A 13,600-nucleotide genomic window follows, 5' to 3' on the forward strand; every position below is an offset into this window, starting at 1 on the left:
ATGGCATTGGCGGGACTCGATATAGGAACAAGCGGCTGTAAATTTTCGATCATGGACGAGGCTGGTCAAATTTTCGGCACGGCGTATCATCCGTATGAGGCTGTGCGGGAAGGCGGATGCCATGAGCTGGACGGGAATGTCCTGTGGGAAGCGGCGCAGTGGGTCATCAAGGAGGCCGCCTCCCAGTGCCCCGGCGTGCTGGTGGAAGCCTTCGCAGTGAGCACCTTGGGGGAAAGCGCGTTCCCCTTTGATAAAGATGAAAACATCATTGGCCGCGGCGCCTTGGTCACCGACACGCGGGGGATGAAGGAGTGCGGCGAAATCTCTGAAAAGTTGGGCGGGCCCGAACGGATGGTGGAGATGACCAGCATGGTGCCCCGCTGTACCGTGACCATCGGCAAGGTGCTGTGGATCAAACGCCACACCGACATCTATGAGCGGGCCACCAAGTTCCTTCTCACCGAGGACATGATGATCTACCTGCTCACCGGCAAGCGGGGGATGAGCTATTCCACGGCGGCGAGGACCATGGCCTTTGATAACCGCACCAAACAGTGGTCCAAAGAGGTGTTCGACGCCGCGGGCATCGACATGAACCTCTTTTCTCCGGTCTACCCCAGCGGCACCGTCATCGGCACGGTCAAGCCGGAGCTGGCCAAAGAGTTGGGCCTTTCCCCCGAAACGAAAGTCTGCACCGGTGGCATGGACCAGGCCTGCTGCGCCATCGGCTCCGGCCTCTTTAAGCCCGGCATCTGCCTGGACGTCACCGGGACCTGTCAGTGCAATGTGGTCTATACCGAGAAGTTCATGGACCCGCGGCCTGTGGTGGAAAATGTCTTTAACGTCATCCCCGACGCCCTGGACGGCGGCCACTATATCTTTGACGGCGCTCCCTCGGGCGGCGTGCTGCTCCAGTGGTTCCGGGATAACCTGGATAAGTTCGACAAACAGCTGGCCAAGGACCAGCAGACGGATTTCTATAAGATGATGGACGCCAAGGTGAAGGAGGGCCCCTCAGGCCTGCTTATCACCCCCGATTTTTCCGGCATGCTCCGCCCGGACCGGACCGACCGGCAGGCGGTCTTCCTGGGCGTCTCGTTAGAGACAAAACCCGTCGACATCTACAGGGGGCTCATGGAGGGCCTGGCCTTCCGCCAGCGGATGATGTTCGAGGTCTTTGAGGAAAATGGCGTGCCCATCAACGAGGTCCACGCCACCGGCGGCGGTTCCAAGAGCCCGGTTTGGATGCAGCTCAAGGCGGACATCACCGGGCGCAAGTACACCTCCATCAAGACAAGCGAGGCGGGAACGGTGGGCTGCGCGCTCTTAGCGGGCCTTGCCCTGGGCAAATTCCCCAGTCTGCGGGAGGGGGCCAAAAACTTTGTGCGCCTGGGCAAGACCTATACCCCCAACCCCGAGATGCAGGCGGCCTACGAGAAATACTACCAGCGTTTCCGCAAGATCGGTCCCATGGTGGACGAAATTTTGCGGGACGAGATTGACAAATAGAGCACAAAAAAGGAGGACGATTCCCATGGCATTAGCGGGACTCGATATCGGCACCAGCGGCTGCAAATTTACCATCCTCGACGAGGAGAGCAATGTATTGGGCAAGGACTACTGCGCCTATGAGGCCAAGCGGGAGGGCGGCTTTCACGAGCTCGACTGCAACGACATCTGGGCGGCGGTCAAACAGGTCATCCGAAACGCCACGGCCCAGTGCCCTGAAGAAACGGTGGAGGCCTTCGCCGTCACCACCCTGGGGGAGACGGTGGCGCTGTTAGACAAAGAGGATAAAGTGCTGGGCGGCGGCATACTCTATACCGACAGCCGCGGCCAGGAGGAATGTCTGGAACTGGTGCGGCGGATGGGCGGGGAGCGCAGGCTCACCGAGATTACCGGCACCGTGCCCCGGGCTATGTACACCTTATGTAAGCTGATGTGGGTGAAAAAGCACAGCGACATGGTGGAAAAAGCGGACAAAATCCTCTTGATGGAGGACTTTGCCACCTATATGCTCACCGGGAACCGCCTTGTGGCCTATTCCTCGGCCATGCGCACCCTGGGGCTGGACGTACATACCATGACCTGGTCCGACGAGGTGATGGCGGCGGCCGGGGTTGATCCCGGCAAGTTTTCCACCCCGGTTCCCGCGGGCACCATCGTGGGAAAGGTCAAGCCAGAGCTAGCGAAAGAGCTGGGTCTCTCCCCCGACACGGTGGTCTGCACCGGCGGCCACGACCAGTGCTGCTGCGCGCTGGGGGCCGGTGTGGTGGAAGACCACGTCTGCATGGAGGGCACCGGCACCACCCAGAACAGCACCTTCTTTTCCAGTGAGCGGCTGCCCATGGACTTCATGATCAAGAATTATTTCAGCTTTGTTCCCGACGCCCTGCCTGACGCCCAGCTCTACTTCTGGGGCATCGGCGCGGGCGGCGCCATGCTGCAGTGGTTCCGCGACAACCTGGGTCGGATGGAGAAAGAGGTCGCAAAGGAGCAGGGGAAAGACGTCTATCAGATGCTCGACGCCATGGTGAAGGAGGAGCCCACGGGTCTGCTCATCACCCCCTATTTTGCCGACACCGGCGCCATGGAGGGGCCGGGCCAGCGGGCGTCCTTCTGGGGCATGTCCCTGGAAACCAAGCCCATCGACATCTATAAGGCCCTGATGGAGGGCCTTGCCTTTGAAATCCGGCAGTTTTTCGAGCTGCTCGAGAGCGCCGGCATCGACATCCGCCACGTCCACGCGTCGGGCGGCGGCGCCAAAAGCCGGGTCTGGCTGCAGATCAAGGCGGATGTGACGGGGCGCAAGTTCCAGGCGCTTAAAAACAGCGAGACAGGGACGGTGGCTTGCGTCATGCTTTCCAGCGTGGCATTGGGCAAGCACAAGGATCTCAAGGAAGCGGCGAAAAACTATGTCAAGCTCGGCCATGTCTACGAGCCTGACCCCCGCCGCCACGCCATCTACGACGGGCTCTATGAAAAATACAAGAGAATCAGCGGCGTCGTGGACACCATCATGAAATAAAGGGAGAAGAAAGGCGGAATATCGAGATGGCAATTGCAGGACTGGACGTAGGCACCAGCGGGTGCAAATTCACGATCATCAACGACGCGGGGGAGGTGTGCGGCACCGACTACTGCGCTTATGAGGCCATCCGGGAGGGGGGCTATCACGAGCTGGACGGCCACGACATCTGGAACGCGGTCAAGCAGGTCATCCGCAACGCGGCGGCCCAGTGTCCCGAGGAGACCATCGAGGCCTTCGGCGTGGACTCCTTGGGCGAGATGACCATCCCCATGGACAAGGACGACAACATGATCGGCCGGGGCATCATATACACCGACTGGCGCGGGGAAGAGGAAATGAACGAGCTCACCGAGAAGATGGGGGGCAAGGCCCGGATCATGGAGATCACCGGCGTCGCGCCGGCCACCTTCTTTACCGTGTGCAAAGTGATGTGGCTCAAGCGCCACACCGATATCTACGACCGGGCGGACAAACTGCCTCTCATCGAGGACTTCATCATCTACCTGCTCACCGGCAAGCGGATGATCAGCTATTCCCTAGCCGCCCGCACCATGGCGCTGGATATCCGGACCCTCACATGGTCCCAGGAGATCTGCGACGCGGCGGGCATCGACCCGAGAAAGTTTTCCACGCCGGTGCCGTCGGGCACCATTGTGGGCCCGGTCAAACCGGAGCTTGCAAAAGAGCTGGGACTTTCCCCCGAGACGCGGGTGTGCACCGGCGGTCATGACCAGGCCTGCTGCGCCGTGGGGTCCGGCGTGCTGCGCCCGGGGATTTGCTGCGACGTCACCGGGACCATTCATGTCTCCACCATGTATGTGGAGAAATTCGAGCCCGACGACTTCCTGCTCAACAATACCATCCCCACCGTGCCCCACGCGGTCAAAGGCGCTTACTATTCCTACACCGAGACGGCCACCGGCGGCGTGCTGCTCCAGTGGTTTAGGGACACCATCGCCCGCTACGAATACGAGCTGGCGAAAAAAGAGGGGAAGGACATCTACTACGAGCTGGACAAACAGGTGAGGGACGCCCCCAGCGGCCTGCTTATCACCCCCCACTTTGCCGGAACGGGGACGCCCGATCACAATCCCCACGCCCGGGCGGCCATCCTCAACGTCTCGCTGGAGACCAAGCCCATCGACATCTACAAGGGACTGATGGAGGGGCTTGCCTACGAGATGCGCACCTTCTACGACCTGCTGGAAGGGGAGGGCATCCGCATCGACGAGTTCAGAGCCGGCGGAGGCGGGGCCAAGAGCCCGGTCTGGCTGCAAATCAAGGCGGACATCACCGGAAAGTCCTTTACCGCGCTCAAAAACGCCGAGGCGGGCACGGTGGGGTGCATCATGCTCACCGGTGTGGCGCTGGGAAAATACAAAGATCTCAGCGAGGCGGCCGACCGCTTAATTCGACTTGGTAAGACCTACGTACCAAACCCAGAGAAGTCAAAAATCTATGATGAATACTATGAAAAATACAAGAGGATGTACGCAGGAGTTAAAGAAATCATGAAATAAGTACGTACAACTTTGTTGAAAGAGCATGAAAATTAAGAAGTAAGTCTGTGCAGTTGTTATATCAGAACTTTATAAAATGTTATTGCGCTCATCCGGCAAAAAGGGTATAATGAACGTGGATTCAGACAGTAAGCGGCCTGGTTCCACAGTAGATATATCTCACTGAACATTCATGCTTAACCCCATTGCAGACGAAATTATTTTAAAATTTTAAAATAAGGAGTAATGAAAATGTTAGTTAATTTTGCAGACATATTGAAAGACGCCGAAAAAGGCAATTATGCCGTCGGTGGCTTCAATACTCCGACTCTGGAAACGCTGAAAGCGGTTATCGACGCGGCCCAGGAGATGAACTCCCCGGTCATGATCAACCATGCGGAGGGCGACCAGTGCGTTGTTGACATCGACGTCATCGGGCCTCTGATGATCGAGTATGCCAAAAAGGCCACCGTTCCCGTCGCCGTCCATGTGGACCACGGCCTGACCGATGACTTCGTTCTGCGCGCTGTCAGAGCGGGATTCACCTCCATCATGTATGATATGTCTGCCTATGACTTTGAAACTAACGTGGAAAAGACTTCTAAATTCGTCAAAATCGCCCACAGCATGGGCGTTTCTGTCGAGGCCATGATCAACGAGATGCCCGCCAACATGCCCGGCAAAGGCATGACCATCGGCTGGAACACCGAGAGAACCGACGATATCCCCTTAAGCGAGTTCTTCACCAGACCTGGCGAGGCCGGTGAATTCTGCGAGAGAACCGGCGTTGACGCGCTGACCGTTTCCTTCGGCACCGTCCACGGCAAATATGTTGCCAAACCGGTTCTGGATATCCAGAGACTCACCGAGATCAAAGCCAAGACCCCCAACACCTCCCTTGTCATGCACGGTGGTTCCGGCGTTGACGCCAATCAGGTAAGAGACGCCATCAGCCACGGTGTGAAAAAGATCAACTACTACACCGCGATGACCACCGCCCCCGCCCCCGAAATCCTCAAGACCATCGAGGGCAGCAAAGATCCCATCTACTTTGAAAACATCGCGCAGATGGGCTACGAAATCATGAAAGAGAAATGCATGGAAGCCATCAAGGTCTTCTTGAATAAAGACTAGTTCTTCCCTCGCTGATTTTGTATTGTACATGGGCGCCGCATCGGGCGGCTGCCGGAAACACGTGATCTGAATACTTACGACAAGGAGAAATGAAAGATGTTAGTTACTTTGGCTGAAATCTTCAAAGACGCCAAAAAAGGCAATTATGCCGTTGGCGCATTCAATACACCGACCTTTGAGGCTGTGCGCGCCGTCATCGCCGCCGCTGAGGAAATGAACTGCCCGGTCATCCTGGACCATGCGGAAGGCCACGAGTGGTTTACCAAGATCGAGGACATCGGCCCGGTCATGCTCGAGTATGCAAAGAAAGCAAAAGTTCCCGTCTGCTGCCATCTGGACCACGGCGTTTCTCCCTCCATGCTGTGGAGAGCCGTCCGAGTGGGCTTCCCCTCCGTCATGTATGACTGCTCTGTCATGCCTTACGAGGAGAACATCGCTAATGTCAAAGAGTTTGTTGCCCTGGCGCACAAAATGGGCATGACGGTGGAAGCGGAGCTTGGCAAAATGCCCAACAAAGAGGCCGGCACCGTCGACGCTGACGGCAGCGTGGTGGAGTACAAGCCCGAAGACCTGTATACCGATCCTTCCGAGGCGGCCCGCTTCTGCGAGGAGACGAAGTGCGACGCGCTGGCCATCTCCTTCGGCACCGTTCACGGCTTCTACAGAACCAAACCGAAACTGGATACCAATGTAGTGGCCGAAGTGCAGAAGGTCATTCCTGAGAATGTGGGCCTTGTTATGCACGGCGGTTCCGGCGTCAGTCCGGAGGGCTTCAAGTCCGCTATCAACAACGGCATCCGGAAGATCAACTACTACACCTACATGGCGACCGCTCCTTCCAAACACATCGCCGAGCATATTAAGAACGCCGACGACCTGGTTGGTTTCCAGATCATTTCCAACCTGGGCATCAAATACATGCAGGAAAACGCAATGGAAGCAATGAAAGTTTTCATGAACAAGTAAGTGCAAAGATAAAAGGGGCCGTCCCGATGGGACGGCCCCTTTTGTTATTGCTTTTATTTGAGGGAAGATTGGAAAGCCTTGACCGCTTCCAGGTCTTTCTCCCCGTCGATAACCTCATAAATCAGGGTATTGCGAACCTTTTCGCCGGGCTGGAGGTATTTGATATTGCCGTCGGCTTTGGCTTTGGCGCGGGTATCGATTTCGCAGTTGCAGGGCTCGAGGCCCAGGGCGTAACAGCCGGAAGCCGGGTTCTTCCACTGGACCAGATGGTCGAGGACCTTCTTATTAAAGCGAACCGAGAGCCCCATGCCGATGTCGTCGTTATAGACCCCCACCATGGTGTTGCCGTCGGCGTCGGTCTTTAGATCGTGGTAGTAGCAGCGCTCCTCAATGCCGTCGATGGGCGCCTCAAAGGTGCTCCAACTCTCGAGGGCCTGGGCGGCAAAGTCGGTGCGGGGGCGCACATTGGCGCTGGGGATGAGGAGCTGCGCGTTCTCCGAAAGGAGGGGATAGCCGAAGTTGCAGTGATAAAGCAGCATAAAGGGGGAGGCGGTGAAGCCCGCGTTTTGGAAGGTATCGGAAATGGTGATGGTTTTCCCGCCATAGGCCGCCCGGATTTCCCGGGTCATTACGAGGTTTTTGAGCCCCTGCTTGGCTTCCCGCATCCGGCCTTTCATGACGACGGTGGGGTTGCCGGCGGCATCCTCGTCCACCCAGACCCCATAATCCTCCGCCGGGGTGTGGGAGAGCCTGCCGTGGAGACCTAGGATTTCGCTGTCGTTTTCACTGGGGCTGCCAATGTTGGAAAGCCCGCAGGTGCTCAGACTGCCGGCGGTAAAGCCATACAAAAAGTCCAGATCCCGCTCTAGGAAATAGGCGGGGGATACGACGCCCACCGGGCCGATATAGCTCAAATTGCGCCCGCGGTAGGAGAGATAATAGGGGTCCATACAGCGGTCGGCGAACACGGTAAACTCCAAACCGGTGTCCATTTTGACACTGGTTGCCTTGACTCCGTCCATCCGTCCGCCGCACAGACGGTAGGTGCGCACATCGAATAACTGGCTCATATGGCCGAGATACTTCTTTTTTTCCTGAAAACTCATAGATGACACCTGCTTTCTCCTGATTGAGATGCTCAAACTCGTGGTATCCGGTTGATGCTTCTTTCATTCTACCACAAACAACAGCGGTCGGACTAAGAAATCGAAAGAATGGTGTAAAATTTTTAGATAGTTTTTTGCTGTTCCCTACAAAGGGGCAAAATAGGCGCGATGGGGAGAATTTGGATGGATAAGGTGGGAAAAGCAGGGAAAACCCGAGAAAAATTCAGAAAATATACACACCTTTGGGATAAGAATCCGCTAAAATTCTAATTATAGAAATAAGAAGAAAATGTTTTGCAGGATGCGAAGCCGGGAAATGCACCTGTCGGTGAGAGCAAACGAGGAAATCGGAGCCATTTGTCAATAGCGTCAATATTTTTGGATGTACCGGAAACGAATTGTGAGGATTCACGATAAATGTCTGATTTTTTTGTAAATATGCTCTAATTAATTGACAGAAAAGCGTGGTAAACGTATAATGATGGTATGATTTGCTAAAGGCTGCGCTCCCATATTTTTCTGAAAATGGCGATGTTTGTCGGGACAAAGGTGTGTCCAGGACAGATATTGCCTCGTTTATTGCATGAGGAGAAATTGAGGCTTGCATTGCGGCAAGGACCTTACTGCGGAGGTTAGAATGAAGAAAGCAAGCAGAATTTTTTATATAGCTTCCCTTGTCATCTGGGATTTTCTCTGTACCTGGTTTTCGGTGCAGATCGGCTTTAAACTGAAATTTGGTTTTTTCCGCGCCATCCCCAAGTATTATTTGAATAACCAAGGAAGCTATATCCTTTTTTGCGCCTTGGTCATTATCGGACTCAATATTATTTTTCGCTGTTATAATTCCATCTGGCGTCACGCGGGGCTTTCCGAGGTCATCCGGCTGGTCTGTTCCTCCTTCCTCTTCGGTGTGATCGCCATCTCCACCGACCGCATCCTGCGCCAGGGCATCCCATTTGAAGTGATGCTGCTCATCACCGGGCTCATATTCCTGACCATGCTGCTGGGCCGGTTTTCGGTGGCCGTGGTCAACTTTACGAAGAATAAGCTGCGCAGCGTGCGCAAGAAAAAGCAGATGCGCCATGTCCTCATCTACGGCGCGGGGGAGCTGGGCGCATATCTGCACAAAAAGCTCTATGACCACCCCGAGGACGGCATGCGGGTGGTTGCCTTTTTGGATGACAAGAAAGAGCTGCACGGGTGTAAGGTGTCCGGCATCCGGGTCTACGGCGGCTTCGACGAGCTGCCCGAAATCCTGGACGATCTGGCGGTGGACGAGGTCATTGTGGCCATCGCCAACGCCGACAAGGACTTCCTCAAGCAGCTCATCCGGGTCTGCAAGTCCCGCAAGTGCGTCATCCGGCGCTTTGGCACCATCGACAATTTAGAAGAGCGGGTGGAGAACGCCCGGCTCAACACCATCAATTTGGAGGAGCTGCTCCGCCGGGACAGCGTCCATCTCAATATGAAGGCGGTCAAGAACTTTGTCCAGGACAAAGTGGTCCTGGTCACCGGCGGCTGTGGCTCCATCGGCTCGGAAATTTGCCGCCAGGTGCTGCGCTACGGCGCTAAGAGGCTCATCGTCTTCGACATCAATGAAAACGGCCTCTTCGCCTTTGACAACGAGCTCAAGGAGGTCTACGACCAGTCGCGCTACTCCATCCGTCTGGGCTCGGTGCGGGACCGCAAGCGGATGGACGAAATCTTCAAGGAATTTGAGCCGCAGCTTGTGTTCCACGCGGCGGCCCACAAGCATGTGCCGATGATGGAATTAAACCCCAAGGAAGCCATTAAAAACAACGTCTTCGGCACCATCAACGTAGCCCAGATCGCCATCAATCATCAGGCGGAAAAGTTTATCCTCATCTCCACCGACAAGGCGGTCAACCCCACCAACATCATGGGCGCCTCCAAGCGCATCGCCGAGATGGTGATTCAAATGATGGACAAGGTGTCCGACGAGACCGACTTTGCCGCGGTGCGCTTCGGCAATGTCTTAGGCTCCAACGGCAGCGTGGTGCCCTTCTTCCAAAAGCAGATCGAGGAGGGGGGACCGGTCACCGTCACCCATCCCGAGATGCGCCGCTACTTCATGACCATTCCGGAGGCGGTCCAGCTGGTGCTGGAAGCCGGAGCCATGGCCCAGGGCGGGGAAATCTTCGTGCTGGATATGGGGGAGCCGGTGCTCATCTACGACCTGGCCTGCGACATGATCCGCCTGTCGGGCCTGGAGCCGGAAAAGGATATCCAGATTGTCTTCACGGGGCTCAGACCCGGCGAAAAGCTCTTTGAGGAAATCAGCCTCGCGGAGGAAAACACCACGAAGACCTCCAACAATAAAATTTATATCAATAAGCCGGTGGACAACGACTTTAACTGGTTTGCCCAGAATGTCAAGCATCTGGAGGAAACCCTCACCCTGCCGGGGATGGACGAAATGTTCGACTCGGTCAAGGATATCGTATCCACCTTTGAGCACAATGATAATGTCAAGGAAATTTACGGCAATGAATCGGCAGACCGATAAAATTCACCGCCTGTTTGGGCGGTTTGGAGGAATGTACTGATGTACGCAAAGTTAATGGAGAAAATCGAAAACAGAACCGCCGTTCTGGGCGTTGTGGGCCTCGGTTATGTAGGCCTGCCGCTGGCCGTGGAGAAGGCCAAGGCCGGGTATACGGTCAAGGGCTTCGACGTCCAGACCAAGAAGGTGGACATGGTCAACGCGGGGCTCAACTACATCGGCGACGTTGTGGACAGCGACCTGAAAAAGATCGTGGACGAGGGCAAGCTGACGGCTTATGCTGATTTCTCCCACATCCGGGACTGCGACTGCGTGGCCATCTGTGTGCCGACCCCGCTGGACAAATACTATCAGCCGGACATTTCCTATGTGGAGTCCTCCGCCAAGGCGGTGGCCCAGTACGCAAAGCCCGGCATGCTGGTGGTCTTAGAGAGCACCACTTACCCCGGCACCACCGAGGAAGTCATCCAGCCCCTGTTTGAGGAAAAGGGCTATGTGGTGGGCAAGGACGTGTTCCTGGCCTTCTCCCCCGAGCGGGTGGACCCGGGCAACAAGGAGTTTAAGACCAAGAACACCCCGAAGGTGGTGGGCGGCGTCACGCCCGAGTGCACTAAGCTTGCGGCGAAACTCTACGGCAACGTGCTCGACAGCGACATCTTTGAAGCCTCCAGCCCCAAGGTGGCGGAGATGGAAAAGATCTTGGAAAACACCTTCCGCAACATCAATATCGCTTTGGCCAACGAGATGGCCATCCTCTGCAAGCGGATGAACATCCCGGTCTGGGAGGTCATCGACGCGGCCAAGACCAAGCCCTACGGCTTTATGGCCTTCTATCCCGGTCCCGGCCTCGGCGGCCACTGCATCCCCATCGACCCGTTTTATCTGACCTGGAAGGCCAGAGGCTATGACTACCACACCCGCCTGATCGAGATTGCCGGCGAAATCAACAACAACATGCCCGAGTATGTGATCGAGCGCATCAGCCACATGCTCAACCGGGACAAAAAGAGCATCAACGGCTCCAAAATCCTGCTGCTGGGCGTGGCCTATAAACCGGACATCGACGACCTGCGGGAATCCCCGGCGCTCAAGGTCATCGAGCATCTCGAGAAGTTCGGAGCGGAGCTTGTGATCAACGAGCCTTTTGTGAAGGACTTTTCCCACAACGGCAAGCAGTACCACTCCGAAGAGCTCACCGACGCACTCATTGAGGACGCCGACATCGTGGTGGTGCTCACCAACCACTCCTGCTACGACGCGAAACACATCGTGGACAAGGCGAAGATGGTCTTCGACACCCGCAATCTGACGAAAGGCATCGAGGCGGAGCATCTGGAGCGACTCTAATCCACAAAGATAGGGGCAAGGCTTATGATCAGCGAGAAGGCGCGGATCGCATCGGACGCCGTGATCGGCGCGTATGCCGTCATTGAGGACGGCGTCGTCGTCGGCGAGGGATGTCAAATCGGGCACCACGTGGTGCTTCGCCGGGACACCCGCATCGGCAGCCATGTGCGCATCGACGACTTTGCCTGCATCGGGAAAGCGCCGATGAAGGCGGCCAACAGCGCCACCACCGGCGACCGGGAGCTCCCGGCGGCGGAAATCGGCGACGGCGCCATCATCGGGACCCATGCGGTCATCTACCGGGGGGCCAAGCTGGGTGAAAAGTGTCTGGCGGCAGATCAGGCCACCATCCGGGAGGATGTGACCGTGGGGGAGCGCACCATCATCGGCCGGGGCGTAACGGTGGAAAACTTCTGTCAAATCGGCGCCAACACCAAGATCGAGTCCAACGCCTACATCACCGCTTACAGCCATATCGGCGACCGGTGCTTCATCGCCCCGGGGGTCACCACTTCCAACGACAATTACGCGGGGCGTACCCGGGAGCGTTTTGCTCATTTTAAGGGCGTGACGGTGGAAAAAGGCGGCCGCATCGGCGCGGGCAGCGTTATCCTGCCGGGCGTTACCATCGGGGAGGACGCCCTGGTGGCCGCGGGCAGTGTGGTGACCAAGGACGTGTCGCCGCGGATGGTGGCCCTGGGCTCTCCGGCACGGGAAATCCGCCCGGTCCCGGAGGAGCAGCTGCTCGAAAACCAATAAATTCAATCAGCCGCAGTTTTAGAAGGTCGTTAAAAGCTGCGGCTTTGTTGCATGATAAAAAAGAGGGCGGACGCTCCGCCCATCCTGAAAAGCGGGGCCGAAGACGGTTCCCAGCCTCAAAGAACCGGAGGGTAATAGAGATGATAGAAACAGTAAAATACGCGCTTATCGGCTGTGGGCGGATTTCTCCCAACCACATAGCGGCGGTGCTAAATAACGATCACATCGAGCTTGCGGCAGTGTGCGACGTGGCCGAAGAAAACATGGAACACCTGCTATCCCAGTTTGATTTGGCGGACAAAGGGATTGCCCGCTACACCGACTACCGCACCATGCTCCGGGAAGTGAAGCCGGATTTGGTGGCCATCGCCACCGAGAGCGGCAAGCATGGAAAGATCGCCCTCGACTGCATCGAAGCCGGCTGCAATCTGATTATCGAAAAGCCCATCGCGCTTTCTTTGGACGAGGCGGACGCCATCATCGAAGCGGCTGAAAAAAAGGGCGTTATCGTCTGCGCCTGCCATCAAAACCGCTTTAATAAGTCCATCCAAAAAATCAGGGAGGCGGTGGACGAGGGCCGGTTCGGCAAGATGTTCCACGGCGCCGCCCACATCCGCTGGAACCGCTCCCAGCCCTATTACGACCAGGCCAAATGGCGGGGCACTTGGGAACAGGACGGCGGCGCGCTGATGAACCAGTGCATCCACAATATCGATCTGCTGCGCTGGATGATGGGGGACGAGGTCACCGAGGTCATGGCCTACACCGACCGCCTCAACCACGACTACATCGAGGCGGAGGATTTGGGGCTGGCCATCGTCCGGTTTAAAAACGGCAGCTACGGCCTCATCGAAGGCACCACCAACATCTTCCCCCACAACTTAGAGGAGACCCTCTATCTCTTCGGCGAGCACGGGACCGTTAAGGCCGGAGGGAAAAGCGTCAACATCATCGAGGAGTGGAATTTCGCCGATGAACAGGGCGACGTGGAGGCCATCAAGCGCGAGTGCGGGGAGAATCCTCCCAACGTCTACGGCTTTGGCCACACGCCCCTTTACGCCGATGTGATTGAGGCGGTGCGCACCGGCAGGAAGCCCTATGTGGATGCCCGGGCGGGACGCCGGGCGCTGGAACTGGTCCTCGCCATCTATCTTTCCGCCAAAGAGGGGAAAGCGGTCAAGCTCCCCCTGACCCATTGCAGCACTTTAGATTTTAAAGGCAGGTTTTAATCGCC

At 56.7% G+C, this 13,600-nt stretch carries 10 protein-coding genes; 9 read left to right on the top strand and 1 reads right to left on the bottom strand.

The features are described from left to right. The 5 genes from H8709_RS01255 to H8709_RS01275 all read left to right on the top strand — a co-directional run bounded on the left by H8709_RS01255 (position 1) and on the right by H8709_RS01275 (position 6,630). On the top strand, positions 1-1,509 hold the full coding sequence (locus tag H8709_RS01255; protein WP_262396558.1) for an FGGY-family carbohydrate kinase: 1,509 nt from the start codon (positions 1-3) through the stop codon (positions 1,507-1,509). 25 nt (positions 1,510-1,534) lie between these two features. Beyond that, positions 1,535-3,028, top strand: coding sequence for an FGGY-family carbohydrate kinase (locus H8709_RS01260; protein ID WP_262396559.1), 1,494 nt, complete (start codon positions 1,535-1,537; stop codon positions 3,026-3,028). A gap of 26 nt (positions 3,029-3,054) precedes the next feature. Beyond that, the gene (locus H8709_RS01265; protein ID WP_262396560.1) at positions 3,055-4,551 is read left to right on the top strand and encodes an FGGY-family carbohydrate kinase; all 1,497 of its coding nucleotides are present in this window, start codon (positions 3,055-3,057) and stop codon (positions 4,549-4,551) included. A gap of 231 nt (positions 4,552-4,782) precedes the next feature. After that, positions 4,783-5,664, top strand: coding sequence for a class II fructose-bisphosphate aldolase (locus H8709_RS01270; protein ID WP_262396561.1), 882 nt, complete (start codon positions 4,783-4,785; stop codon positions 5,662-5,664). A 96-nt stretch (positions 5,665-5,760) separates the two neighbouring features. Then, a complete protein-coding gene (locus H8709_RS01275; RefSeq protein WP_262396562.1) occupies positions 5,761-6,630 on the top strand; it encodes a class II fructose-bisphosphate aldolase in 870 nt (289 codons plus the stop codon). A 53-nt stretch (positions 6,631-6,683) separates the two neighbouring features. Here the strand turns inward: H8709_RS01275 and H8709_RS01280 are convergent, their stop codons facing one another. After that, complete coding sequence (locus H8709_RS01280) at positions 6,684-7,736, bottom strand: aldose 1-epimerase family protein (RefSeq protein WP_262396563.1); 1,053 nt, start codon at positions 7,734-7,736, stop codon at positions 6,684-6,686. A 637-nt stretch (positions 7,737-8,373) separates the two neighbouring features. Between H8709_RS01280 and H8709_RS01285 the strand changes: the two genes are divergently transcribed. From H8709_RS01285 to H8709_RS01300, 4 genes are all read left to right on the top strand, one after another. After that, complete coding sequence (locus H8709_RS01285; protein ID WP_262396564.1) at positions 8,374-10,263, top strand: polysaccharide biosynthesis protein; 1,890 nt, start codon at positions 8,374-8,376, stop codon at positions 10,261-10,263. A gap of 39 nt (positions 10,264-10,302) precedes the next feature. Beyond that, entirely contained in the window at positions 10,303-11,607 is a 1,305-nt protein-coding gene (locus H8709_RS01290) for a nucleotide sugar dehydrogenase (RefSeq protein WP_262396565.1), read from the top strand. 24 nt (positions 11,608-11,631) lie between these two features. Continuing rightward, positions 11,632-12,366 carry an acyltransferase gene (locus H8709_RS01295; RefSeq protein ID WP_262396566.1) on the top strand — a complete coding sequence of 245 codons (735 nt, stop codon included), beginning with the start codon at positions 11,632-11,634 and terminating at the stop codon, positions 12,364-12,366. 140 nt (positions 12,367-12,506) lie between these two features. Next, the gene (locus H8709_RS01300; protein WP_262396567.1) at positions 12,507-13,595 is read left to right on the top strand and encodes a Gfo/Idh/MocA family protein; all 1,089 of its coding nucleotides are present in this window, start codon (positions 12,507-12,509) and stop codon (positions 13,593-13,595) included. Positions 13,596-13,600: the final 5 nt, after the last annotated feature.

This window comes from Zongyangia hominis, assembly GCF_014385095.1.
In the GTDB taxonomy this organism is placed as follows: Bacteria; Bacillota; Clostridia; order Oscillospirales; family Ruminococcaceae; genus Zongyangia; species Zongyangia hominis.

What these genes read in the sequence shown, in the direction of transcription:
- H8709_RS01295 (WP_262396566.1), top strand. Translation starts at nt 11,632, where the DNA reads ATGATCAGCGAGAAGGCGCGGATCGCATCGGACGCCGTGATCGGCGCG.
- H8709_RS01280 (WP_262396563.1), bottom strand. Translation starts at nt 7,736, where the DNA reads ATGAGTTTTCAGGAAAAAAAGAAGTATCTCGGCCATATGAGCCAGTTA.
- H8709_RS01260 (WP_262396559.1), top strand. Translation starts at nt 1,535, where the DNA reads ATGGCATTAGCGGGACTCGATATCGGCACCAGCGGCTGCAAATTTACC.
- H8709_RS01265 (WP_262396560.1), top strand. Translation starts at nt 3,055, where the DNA reads ATGGCAATTGCAGGACTGGACGTAGGCACCAGCGGGTGCAAATTCACG.
- H8709_RS01270 (WP_262396561.1), top strand. Translation starts at nt 4,783, where the DNA reads ATGTTAGTTAATTTTGCAGACATATTGAAAGACGCCGAAAAAGGCAAT.
- H8709_RS01275 (WP_262396562.1), top strand. Translation starts at nt 5,761, where the DNA reads ATGTTAGTTACTTTGGCTGAAATCTTCAAAGACGCCAAAAAAGGCAAT.
- H8709_RS01290 (WP_262396565.1), top strand. Translation starts at nt 10,303, where the DNA reads ATGTACGCAAAGTTAATGGAGAAAATCGAAAACAGAACCGCCGTTCTG.
- H8709_RS01285 (WP_262396564.1), top strand. Translation starts at nt 8,374, where the DNA reads ATGAAGAAAGCAAGCAGAATTTTTTATATAGCTTCCCTTGTCATCTGG.
- H8709_RS01255 (WP_262396558.1), top strand. Translation starts at nt 1, where the DNA reads ATGGCATTGGCGGGACTCGATATAGGAACAAGCGGCTGTAAATTTTCG.
- H8709_RS01300 (WP_262396567.1), top strand. Translation starts at nt 12,507, where the DNA reads ATGATAGAAACAGTAAAATACGCGCTTATCGGCTGTGGGCGGATTTCT.